The sequence below is a fragment of the Oceanicoccus sp. KOV_DT_Chl genome (assembly GCF_900120175.1).
Classification (GTDB): Bacteria; Pseudomonadota; Gammaproteobacteria; order Pseudomonadales; family Dasaniaceae; genus Oceanicoccus.
Map to the genome: position 1 here is coordinate 539,586 of NZ_FQLF01000005.1, position 11,295 is coordinate 550,880.

The following is an 11,295-nucleotide window of genomic DNA, read 5'->3' on the forward strand; positions in this document are numbered from 1 at the left end:
TTATTAGAGGTTTGCCGTGGCAACACCTGATCATAATGAGCCGAACACACAATTGATTACCGATATTATCGGGATGAATTGTAATAATTGTGCCAACACAATCTCTCGCGCTATCAACCAACTCAACGGTGTACAGCGCGTTGAAACAACCTTCGCCGATGAACGCAGTAAAATAGCATTCAATCCGGATATTATTTCCCCGCGGGAGATAGTCGCAACAATACAACAAGCTGGCTTTGACGTTGCCAGTAAAGAAAGCCATTTCATCATCGGTGGTATGACGTGTAACAACTGCGCACTCGCTATCACAAAAGCACTGAATAAAAACCCGGGAGTTATTGCTGCTACGGTACAATTTGCCGATGAAACGGCCGCAGTGCGATACCTGCCATCTATGATTCAGGCCAATGATTTACGCACGATCATAGAAAACGCCGGCTACTCAATTTTAAGCACCCACGCGGATACATCCTCAGGTAATGATGCTGCCGAAGAAGCACGCCAGCAAGACTTCAGCAACAAGCGCTTAAAACTAATCGTCGGTGCAGCTCTCAGCATAGCCATTATGGTGCTGAGCATGAGTCATATGTTTGGCATTGACGACATACCCGGCTTAACGCTTACCCAGCAACATTGGTTAGCTGCCCTGCTCACCTTACCGGTCCAGTTCTGGGTGGGCAAAGATTATTATACTGGCGCCTGGAAAGCGGCAAGAATGCACAATACCAATATGGACACATTGGTTGCACTGGGTTCATCCGTCGCATTTTTTTATAGTCTAACGGTTTTACTATTAGGTCTCGATATCACCCAGTTCCCGGTTTATTTTGAATCAGCGGCAATGATTATTACGCTGATCATGGCAGGAAAATATATTGAGTCCAAAGCTAAAGCCCAAACCAGTCAGGCGGTTAAAAAACTGATGGGCTTTCAATCCAGTACTGCGATGATTATTCGGGATGGGGAAGAAGTTGAAATAGCGATCAATGATGTCAAACTGAATGATATTGTACTGATCAAACCCGGCGAGAAAGTCCCGGTCGACGGCATCCTGATTGCTGGTTCCAGTAACGTAGATGAATCAATACTCACCGGTGAAAGCATTCCCCAACTCAAACAAACAGGTGATAACGTCATCTGTGGCAGCATTAATCAAACCGGCGCCTTTCGTTTACAAGCCACTGCCGTTGGCAAAGACACAACGTTGTCGCACATTATAAAGCTGGTACAGGATGCGCAATCCAGTCGCGCACCCATTCAGGCACTAGCCGATACCATTGCGTCTATCTTTGTACCCACTGTCATTGGCCTTGCGATTGTTACCGGCATTGCCTGGTATTTATGGCTGGCAACACCTTACTTTCCGCAACTAAACCCGATTGGCACCGCACTGATGTTTATCGCTGCGGTATTATTAATTAGCTGTCCCTGCGCTATGGGACTGGCAACACCTACCGCCATTATGGCCGGTACCGGTGCTGGCGCAGAATTGGGTTTATTAATTAAAGATGCCGAATCTTTAGAGCGAAGCTGTAAGCTTACGACCATACTACTGGATAAAACCGGAACCGTAACTGAAGGCAAACCCACAGTGGGTGAAATTCTCGCCAGTCAAATGACCGTGGAAGAATTGTTATTTCTGGCTGCCTCCGCTGAAAAAAACAGTGAGCACCCTTTAGGCGCAGCCATTGTCGAACATGCCAAAGCTCAAGGTATAACTCTCACTGATGGCAGTAATTTTAACTCCGTCACCGGCAAGGGCCTGAAACTTAGAGTAAATGGAAAGAATATTGCTATTGGTAATCGCCGCTTAATGCAGGATGAGGCATTTGACTTATTCCCCTGGGAAGAACAAGCACAGGCCTTAGAGTCCAAAGGACATACCGTTATTTTCATCGGCGTCGACCAACAACTCGCAGGTATGATTTCTATTGTCGACCCGGTCAAACCCAGCAGCGCTTCCGCTATAAAAAAAATGCAAGACATGGGACTAACAGTAAAAATGCTTACCGGTGATAACCGCCGCACCGCTTTAGCAGTTGCCGATCAAGTCGGTATTGCTCGCCATAATGTCGTCGCCGAAGTATTGCCTGCAATGAAGGCCGATGCAGTAAAAGATCAACAGGGTAGTAATCAGGTCGTGGCTATGGTCGGCGATGGTATAAATGACGCTCCCGCCCTCGCTCAAGCAGATGTTGGTATTGCCATTGGCACCGGCACTGATATTGCTATAGAGACTGCAGATATTGTTATCATGCAAGGAGACTTGCTGAAAATCCCGCAAGCAATTGCCCTCAGCAGAAGAACACTGCAGGCAATAAAACAAAATTTGTTTTGGGCCTTTGCTTATAACATTGCCGCTATCCCCGTTGCGGCAGGTTTGCTAGTGCCATTGCTAGGCCCCACATTTCGGCTAAACCCGGCTATTGCCGCCTTGGCTATGGCTATGAGCAGCCTTTTTGTAGTAACTAATAGCCTTCGCTTAAGGCACTTTGGTAACGTGAATCAATCCTGAAATAATAATTTTTGGAAATGAATACATGGAAAGAATAAATACCATAAAACCATTTGCCAAAGGTGATGTCTTCGTTAGCTGCACCTGGCTCGATAATGAAGAAGATGATCACCGTGGTTTAGGGCGAATTATTCAATACGATGCCGACCTCAATGAAAAAGGCGTGCTGTGGACTAACGACACTGAACACTTTGTGGTTGGTATTAAATTTGACCGCAACAATGTGTTATGGGGTTTCGATATGCATAGCCATAAAGTTATTCATATTGATTCCACTGGTATTCAAAGACCCACCCATCACTTTGCTGACCGCGCCTTCGGTAGCGCTCACTTTGCTACTAATGGTGATATTTATCTGGGCGAATACCTCATTGGCGAAAAAATTCATGGCGGTACCACCTCGAAAAAATTACCGGGCAGCAATATTCTCGGCTATGGCAATCTTCACCACTTTAATAACGACTGGGAATTTATTGAAGAATTAACAATTGATAATTACCCCGAACTCACCGGCTTCAAAGGCTTTACCCATGGCTCCTTACACCCCAGCGAAGAGTTTATTACTTATACCGCTGAAACTAGTAAATGCCTGCACCGCTACAACATTCAACAGAAGTGTCAAATGTCGCCACTAGCACTGATTGAAGGCGGCAGCATTTATGATAAAAACTGGTTTATTGCTATGCACTATCTGCGTAGTGGTAAATTAATTGTCACCCGCGGCTGTCACTACGAAGTACTGGATGAAACGGGCAAGATAATCGACAAAGTCGAGCTGGGGCGTTATGGCTGGGCACAAATAACCGCAACAGCAGACGAACGCTATATTTATTCAGCTAATGTTTGGACGGGCGAAGTATGCAAAGTTGACCCACAAAAAAGTAAAGTCATTCGAATGGTCGAAACCAGCAATACCGAAATGACAATACGGCGACAGCTTGAGCAGGAACAGGGAACATACCAAGGGTCAAGAGCCCCCAAGCGCGGCGCGGCAGGAATTGCCGTGTTTAATGGTTAATTAATACAGACTCAACACCCCAATAGTTAGCATGTAAAAATGTTAGCGCTCGTTATCTTTTTGGTTAGTTTTACTCGCTAAGGTTTAATGCAGCGCTAGCATTTTTTAATTCAGTCCGACGCAACTTAAACGCCCAAACAAACACCAGTAAATTAATCACCCCATAAACACATAGGGACCCGCTTTCATCCAATGGTCATACAGCACACCACCTACTGAGGTGCCTACCATAATACCGAAAGCACCGAACAAGCTGAACAAACCAATAACCCGACCACGTAACATGCTAGGTGCTTCCTGAGTCATCAAAACCTGTCCGGCAACAATCGTACACATCTCAGCCACACCCAACAGCAGTACCGCAAGCAACATATGAGAACCGAGCGGATCAGTAATAAAATACATATGCAAATAACAAACTGTTGCAATCCCCATAGCAATAACAAAGCCTGTCAGCCGATCAATCTTATCTAACAAAGGCCCGATAAATAATGCCGTCACGGTTGCCGCAAGTTGTGACAGTCCAAATAGCATACCTGCTCTAGCCAACGCATCTTTGGTTTCCATTCCCTGTGCGGTACCCGCCTGGGTTACCCATAACATTAAAAAAGCTGCGATAATGGCAAAGTCACCACGGGTTGCAAAAGCACCTACATAACTAACCGCTATGCGAGGGTTACGTTTGGCCTCTGCTATTCCAGTAGTGAGCATATCTTTCCAATTGCTGCGCTCTTGATGCTTTTCAATACCGGGTCCTGCCAAACCAAACGCCATCACCACGGCACTAAAACCGCCAAGCGCAGCAATCACCCAAAACGCGTATTGGCCGGCAGTAATTACATCTATATCGCGAGCAATAAATAACTGCGGTAATTTAGCCAGATAAGGACCCGCAAAAAAAGCGGCGGTGACACCCTGCACCAAAGTAAAGATCATCGTCCACTTACCACGATCCTTGTTATCAGGATAGTCAGCACTAATCGAAAACAGGCCAATAGAATAAGCAGCCGCACCCAGAGCGATAATGAAACGGAATCCATAGAGGTCGGCACTGGAACCAGCAAGCGGGTATAGAATAAAACCCAAACTAAATAACACAAAGCCACTAACAAAAACCGGTCGCCGCCCTATTCGATCAGCAATCCAACCTAATGGCACTACTGCCAATATGACAATTATCTCCTGAAATAATGCCAAACTTCCGGTAATTTTCCCTTGTTGGTCACGGGGAATAGCAAGGTTTTCCTGAAGTAAATAGGGTTGCAACAAATTCACACAAAGCACTAAACAGATACCGACCAATGCGGCCCAAAAATAGGTAGTGGCATTAACACCGGTAACCCCTGCGCTGAGTAGTACCGGGCCATACTTCCTTTGGTCTGCTTGCATTATTATTTGCCTTAATCAAGAAAATGCAGCGCCATTAAAGCACTTCCAAGCGAATTTTTCTAACATCACAGTACCCACCATTAAACTCAATTTAATAAGCCTCCTAAGGGGCTACTATGAATATGACTCAATGCCAGTATACTTACCCGGCATCATTAAAAATAAAAACCTGTAACGACTAAACCCCAATGTATATTTCCAACCGGGTAAATTTTCATCATTGAAGCCACCAACACGATCAATAACTTCTAGCCTGCAAACCGGGAGATAAAAATGAAAGTATTTTTGTTACTCACAACCCTACTGCTAAGCTTTTCCCATGGCTGCTTCGCTGCTGGCGACCATGAAATGCCACTATCGGCAAAACCCATTGTCGAAATACGCGAACTTAGCGCTGATGAAAAAACCATTCAAAATTTACTAAATACTTATGCTCAAGCTATGGAACAACGTTCCATCAAACTGGCTGAGCAAGTAGTTATTCCCGATGATTTTTCTACCATTGAATCCGGCTACCCGAATTGGTCATGGCAAGACTTTCGTGACAATCACCTGAGCAAAGAATTAGATTCATTTACTGATGTCACCTACACCATTCAGTTATTATTGGGCGAATTAAATGGTGAACTGGGCTTTGCGATCTACAAATTTACTGCGGCGGGTGTGCTAAAGGGCAAAGCAGGGGCTGCGGATATCCCTATGTCTATATCAGGATTGGCCACAGCTATACTGGAGCAAACCAGTATTGCAGATAAACCGCAATGGCGTATCCATCACATTCATTCCTCAGCACCCCGACAGGGCAGCGGCGCGCACTAAATAACAAACGGATTAAAAATTGATATGCGAATTTTATTTTTAGTAGCGCTACTTGATGCCGCAGGCTTCGGCATTATTATCCCGATTTTTTTATATTACGCCTTACAGCTAGGCGCCTCGCCCGATCAAGCCACAATGTTTTTTTCAATCTACCCGGTGGCTTTAATGCTAGCCGCCCCGGCATTAGGCTTGATGAGTGATAAGTATGGCCGTAAACCGATCATGCTATTAACTCTTGGCGCATCTGTTATCGGTTACATTACGCTAGGTTTCGCCCAAAACTTGTTAATGCTGGCTTTCGCCCGTCTTATTCAGGGGGCCGCAGCAGGAAATATGTCTGTGGTACAAGCGTATGTGGCCGACATTACCGATAATGAATCCCGCGCCAAAGGCATGGGGACTATCGGCGCAGCAACCGGGCTTGGGTTTGTCATAGGGCCCGCCTTAGGCGCATGGTTAGGCGGAGGCAGTTTTGAAAATACCAGTTTGGAACTCGCCGCATTTTGCTCTGCTGGCGCTAGTTTGGTGGCGTTGTTACTGGTATTTTTTGTACTACCAGAGAGTCTGGATCAAGAACACCGCCTAGAAAACCGCAACAATAAACTGCGCCTTAATCCATTTTCAAGTTTACCGATGGCACTGGCCAAGCCTGCGTTACTGGGTTTTTTTGTTTGCGCCATGCTGTTTAATATTGCCGGTGCCTTTGCTGAAGTTATTTTACCGCTATGGTTAAAAGACAAACTCTTGATTAGCGGCCCCAGCCAGTTAATGTTTCTTTTTCTGTGCGCCGGACTGGTGCTAAGCTTTACCCAAGCCAAACTAATAGGACCGATCAATAAGCGCCTTGGCGAAGCAAAAATGTTTGGCTTGGGCGCTATTGGTTACGCTGTAGCACTCATCCTGATCGCCTTATCCGGTGCAATACAATCCTACCCTGCAGTCATTCTTTCCTGGTGCCTGGCCGGAGTATCTATGGCTTTATTCTTTACTGGTATCCAATCACTGGTATCACAAAATGCCGAGCCCCATGAACGCGGCAGCGTGATGGGAGCATTTTCTGCTGTCGGCACTTTAGGCCGGGTTATTGGCCCCAGCCTCACCGGGTTAATTTATGTGAACATTCACCCGAATGCGCCATTCTATTTAGGCGCAGCATTGTTGATGATTGGCTTACTGATTAATGTTATCTGGCAAAAGCGAGTAGCCTAAAGCAGACCATGAGCAACCCCTGTTGAAAGGCTGACACGACTTAGTCTTGCCACTGACCATATAGCCAGGCTTACAGCACTCGAACACAATGTATAAACATCAGTGCACAATACTCATACGACGCTTCCCGATTTCAACATAGCGCTAGTTTCTCTCCTTCCGGACGCTGTTCATCAGCAATAGATCACACTGACAATTTTGGCATTGAGCTTTTGTCTTGATGTAGTAGAATGCTACTACATCAATACTGGCAACATTATGAGTAAACGCAGCATAAAGCTCGATGGCAAAACGACATCACTATTTCTGGAAGAGGCTTTCTGGCAAGAATTGGAAGTCCGAGCAGAGGCAGCGAATACCAGCTGGAGCAACTATTTACGCACCATGCTCAGCGAGAGCAAACCTGCTACGAATCGTTCAGCGGCCATCAAGGAGGCACTTCTCAATAAAGTTCGCACCGAACGGGATAGTTTATTAAACCCTGAAAATAACAAGCTAGAATCCTTATGGTTGATCGAAATTAAAGGGGTTCGCAGCCGCAGGCAATTTCACCAAAAACTTATTACCATTGGTGCTGCCAGTGACAATGATATCGTCATTGATGAACCAAACGTCGAGGCCCATCATTGCACGCTGGCACTTTGCGGTGGTAAATGGTGGCTATTCGATTTAAATTCGAGCGCAGGTATTTATTTAAACGGTAAACAGGTGCAATCCAAAACTGTACCCAGAAGAAGTGAAATCAACGTAGGACGCTGTCAAATAATCAAAGTTTAAAGGAGTAACCAGTGACTGAGATTCCCGATAAATTAGGATTCTATAAAATCATCAGGAAAGTTGGCTCGGGAGGAATGGCCGATGTCTATGAAGCTACGGACGAGCAATTAGACCGGCAAGTAGCACTGAAAGTATTACCACCGGAATTTGCTCGGGACAAAGAGTTATCCAGCCGATTTGATCAGGAAGTTCTCTCCACTGCTAAATTAAAACACCCCAATATTGTCACTATCTATGGCGTCGGCCATGAGGAAGGCTACACCTTTTACACCATGGAGTTGCTTCATGGCGGGGATTTAAAAGCTAAAATCAATGAAGGCGTTTCAATAAAAGAAGTCATCAGCATCGCACGCCAAATTAGTAAGGCGCTGGCTTATGCTCACAAGCAAGGCCTCGTTCACCGCGATATAAAACCGGAAAACATTCTATTTAATGAATCCGGTGATGCCATTCTCACCGATTTAGGCATTGCCAAAATCATGGGGAAAAACACCACTCAAGTCGGCACCACCATGGGGACACCCTACTATATGAGCCCTGAGCAGGCCATGGCCTCCACCATTGATGGGCGATCCGATTTATACAGCATGGGGGTTATTATTTATCGCATGCTAACGCGTGAATTGCCGTTTGATGCTGAAGATTCACAGGGAATTATTCAGAAACATATTCAACAAGCGCCCCCCGTCCTCCCTGATGAGTTTGAAGAGTTTCAACCGCTATTAGACAAGCTATTAGCAAAATCACCCGATGATCGCTTTCAAAGTGGAGACGCTTTAGTTTCCGCACTTGATGCCCTCGAAAGAAAAATGTCCCGTGGCTTCACCGATAAAAATGAAACCACGCTAATGCGAGATCAAATCGCCAAAAGCCATACCTCTGGCCCCAAATCAAAATCTATTATCACTGCCGCGTCGACTAGTAAAAAAATCCAGACTGGCATGGCTATCACAGTTTTAATAATAATGGCTGTAGCTGCCTATCTATTCAGTACCACAGGCGGCGCGCCACCAGCAGCACACCCTACTACCGCTGAGGTCGAAACCGACGTTAACAAAGAAGATAAAAAAGCCGCTGTAACAGGCCGTGCAATTTTGTATCTAAACGGCCAGCCAGCAGGCGCTGAAGTTTTTTTTAATGAAAAAAGTCTGGGCATCACACCACTGACACTTGAAAATCTACCCGCTGGCGAACAGCAAATCACCATTCAAAAGCAATATTATCAACCGCAACAACTAAGCGTTACCCTGGTAGATGACGAGCTGGTCAAATCGGACTACAAGCTAGCAAAAGGACAGGGAACATTAACCATCATCAGCAGCCCGGAACAGGCGTCAGTATACCTCAATGGAAAATTACACCCATCAACAACCCCCATTTCTATTGAGCTGCTTCAGGCTGGGGAATACACGATCAAAATACAAAAAGAAGACGGCGCTTTTGAAGGACAATTTCAGCTGAATCACGCTGACAAGCTAGTTCTTCGACCGACTTTAACCAAAGGCGACTTAATAGCCTACAACAAACAATGGTTTAGTCAGCAAGAATTATTAGCGCTAGCTGAAAAAGACCTGACTGCAAAGCGCGCGTTTTTACCGGCGGGCGATAACGCCCTATTAAAGTACCGGGCGATTCTATCAGCCTCTAATAATGCTAACAAAGCAGCACAACAAAAGCTGGAAACCGTATTAACCCTCATCAATCAATCTTTCGAGCAACTTTTAGCAAACAAAGCCTTTGATCAAGCAAGCAAACAACTCAGCTATGTGAGCGCTGAGATACCCGAATTTAAAGATATCAGCACGATAGCAAATAGACTAAAGGAAGCTATCGCACAGGAAGAGATCGTCGCCAAACAACAACAGTACAAACAACAGCGCGCTGAGATCAACAAGCTAATTAAGGCGCGAAATTTCAAACAGGCCGAAACTAAACTGAAACAATTGAACAATGACTTCCCGAAAGGCGAGGACAATAATAATTTATCTACTGCTCTCAAGCAGGCGAAACAAGACTATGCCAACCAGGTTACGCGCTATAGCGGCCTATTTGTAGAAGTGCCCAAGAGCTCTATCACCTTAGACACTGGCAAAAAACTATCAGTGAATCCATTTTATATTGGCGAAAAAGAAATCACTTTTTCCCAATGGGATGCCTGCGTTCAGGACAATGCCTGTAGCCATAAACCCGAAGATAATAACTGGGGACGAGGCAATCGCCCGGTTATCAATATCAGCCTTGAAGATATTAATAGTCAATTTATTCCCTGGCTCAATAGAAAGACCGGCCTGAGCTATCGCCTGCCAACAGAAGCAGAATGGGAGCAAGCGGTAAACTCAAGCAGCGATTTTTTTTGGGGTAGCTCAGCTGCACCGGGATTTGCCAACGGCTCACAGAATTTTGGCTGGCCAAATGATGGCTACAAAGATTCAACTGCGCCGGTCGGTTCATTTAAGGCCAACAGCCTGGGAATTTTCGATTTACATGGCAACGTACTGGAATGGACAATAAGCTGCTGGACCGATCAACGCGACGAAAAAATAGTCGTAAATGCGAGTACTACAGATTGCTCTCGCTTTGTTACCAAAGGCGGATCCTGGAAAAGCGGCAGTAAATTTATGCACACTAAAGCTCGAGTTAAAACATCCAAATTCAGTCGATCTAATGAAAATGGATTCAGGCTGGTAAAAAATAACTCCAGGGGAGAAATACGCTAATTCTCCCCTATGTAGTCGTGATAAATCACTCACCGCATTCACGCTGCGCAATCCCATTGAAAGTAACCACTAAATCCACTCAACCGATTGCGAGATAGATGTGGTCGCTTCTTCCGGCAACTCAATTTCTTGCTGGTCAGAATACTCTATCAAAAACTTGCTGTTATCAATCAGGTTTTTGACATGCTCAGGCATCCCCCCGGAGATAACCCTAATAGTATTGGCAGTACCTAAAACTCCCTTCACTTTTCCGAATGCGCTGCTCATTCCCCCGCTTAAAAAGCCGCCGCTACTCACCTCTTTTTTGGTAACTTCGGCATATTTTTTAACATGCTTGAATAACTCGGAGGTTGAAAAACTTCCGGCCAAATAAGTCGTAGCACCAAGCGTGAAGTCTTTTCGCTGCTCTGGTGTCAGCTCTTCAATGCCTAGCGCTGCTTCTTCGATTTTAGCACTGGCGCTAGCGGAGAGCTTACGCTGCTTTTTAATTTCACGCTTACTCATGCTGGTACCGCTACTAATGAGCGCCTGTTCCTTTCTGAGATTATCCGTGATCTCTTTTAATTCAAGGGCCTCGGCCAGACACATCTGGGAGCGCAGTATCAGCGATGTTGATATCGCATAAGACTCCATCATTTCTGACCCGGCTTTATCTTGCTCACTGGAAAAGCCCAGCGTTGGATAAAAATATTTAGTCAGAAAATTAAGGACATCTTTATATTCAAGCGTGCTGCAATCAGCAGAAGCGATAACCGGGTCACTGGCCCATACCGGCGCCTGGTCTTGCGCCCAGCACTCTATGCTGCTAATACTCACAATAATAAATATTATTTTTTTAATAGACTTCACGT

General features: G+C 45.4%; 8 protein-coding genes. 6 read left to right on the forward strand and 2 right to left on the reverse strand.

Features of this window, described 5'->3' with window-relative positions; translation table 11 throughout:
• Positions 1-16: 16 nt before the first annotated feature.
• Complete coding sequence (locus UNITIG_RS19890; protein WP_200821388.1) at positions 17-2,515, forward strand: heavy metal translocating P-type ATPase; 2,499 nt, start codon at positions 17-19, stop codon at positions 2,513-2,515.
• A gap of 25 nt (positions 2,516-2,540) precedes the next feature.
• Complete coding sequence (locus UNITIG_RS19895; RefSeq protein WP_101760084.1) at positions 2,541-3,533, forward strand: hypothetical protein; 993 nt, start codon at positions 2,541-2,543, stop codon at positions 3,531-3,533.
• Positions 3,534-3,689: 156 nt separating this feature from the next.
• On the opposite strand, the gene UNITIG_RS19900 is transcribed toward UNITIG_RS19895, so the two are convergent.
• Positions 3,690-4,922: an MFS transporter gene (locus UNITIG_RS19900; protein ID WP_101760085.1), complete on the reverse strand. Its 1,233-nt coding sequence runs from the start codon at positions 4,920-4,922 to the stop codon at positions 3,690-3,692.
• A 273-nt stretch (positions 4,923-5,195) separates the two neighbouring features.
• On the opposite strand from UNITIG_RS19900, the gene UNITIG_RS19905 reads away from it, so the two are divergent.
• The 4 genes from UNITIG_RS19905 to UNITIG_RS19920 all read left to right on the forward strand — a co-directional run bounded on the left by UNITIG_RS19905 (position 5,196) and on the right by UNITIG_RS19920 (position 10,444).
• Positions 5,196-5,741, forward strand: a complete 546-nt coding sequence (locus UNITIG_RS19905; protein WP_101760086.1) for a nuclear transport factor 2 family protein — start codon at positions 5,196-5,198, stop codon at positions 5,739-5,741.
• A gap of 24 nt (positions 5,742-5,765) precedes the next feature.
• A complete protein-coding gene (locus UNITIG_RS19910; RefSeq protein WP_101760087.1) occupies positions 5,766-6,950 on the forward strand; it encodes an MFS transporter in 1,185 nt (394 codons plus the stop codon).
• Positions 6,951-7,208: 258 nt separating this feature from the next.
• Entirely contained in the window at positions 7,209-7,727 is a 519-nt protein-coding gene (locus tag UNITIG_RS19915) for an FHA domain-containing protein (RefSeq protein ID WP_101760088.1), read from the forward strand.
• A gap of 11 nt (positions 7,728-7,738) precedes the next feature.
• The gene (locus UNITIG_RS19920) at positions 7,739-10,444 is read left to right on the forward strand and encodes a bifunctional serine/threonine-protein kinase/formylglycine-generating enzyme family protein (RefSeq protein ID WP_145999244.1); all 2,706 of its coding nucleotides are present in this window, start codon (positions 7,739-7,741) and stop codon (positions 10,442-10,444) included.
• A 69-nt stretch (positions 10,445-10,513) separates the two neighbouring features.
• Here the strand turns inward: UNITIG_RS19920 and UNITIG_RS19925 are convergent, their stop codons facing one another.
• The gene (locus UNITIG_RS19925) at positions 10,514-11,293 is read right to left on the reverse strand and encodes a hypothetical protein (RefSeq protein WP_101760090.1); all 780 of its coding nucleotides are present in this window, start codon (positions 11,291-11,293) and stop codon (positions 10,514-10,516) included.
• Positions 11,294-11,295 lie beyond the last annotated feature (2 nt).

Coding starts and splice junctions, on each gene's coding strand:
- UNITIG_RS19895 (WP_101760084.1), top strand. CDS start 2,541: ATGGAAAGAATAAATACCATAAAACCATTTGCCAAAGGTGATGTCTTC.
- UNITIG_RS19900 (WP_101760085.1), bottom strand. CDS start 4,922: ATGCAAGCAGACCAAAGGAAGTATGGCCCGGTACTACTCAGCGCAGGG.
- UNITIG_RS19905 (WP_101760086.1), top strand. CDS start 5,196: ATGAAAGTATTTTTGTTACTCACAACCCTACTGCTAAGCTTTTCCCAT.
- UNITIG_RS19910 (WP_101760087.1), top strand. CDS start 5,766: ATGCGAATTTTATTTTTAGTAGCGCTACTTGATGCCGCAGGCTTCGGC.
- UNITIG_RS19915 (WP_101760088.1), top strand. CDS start 7,209: ATGAGTAAACGCAGCATAAAGCTCGATGGCAAAACGACATCACTATTT.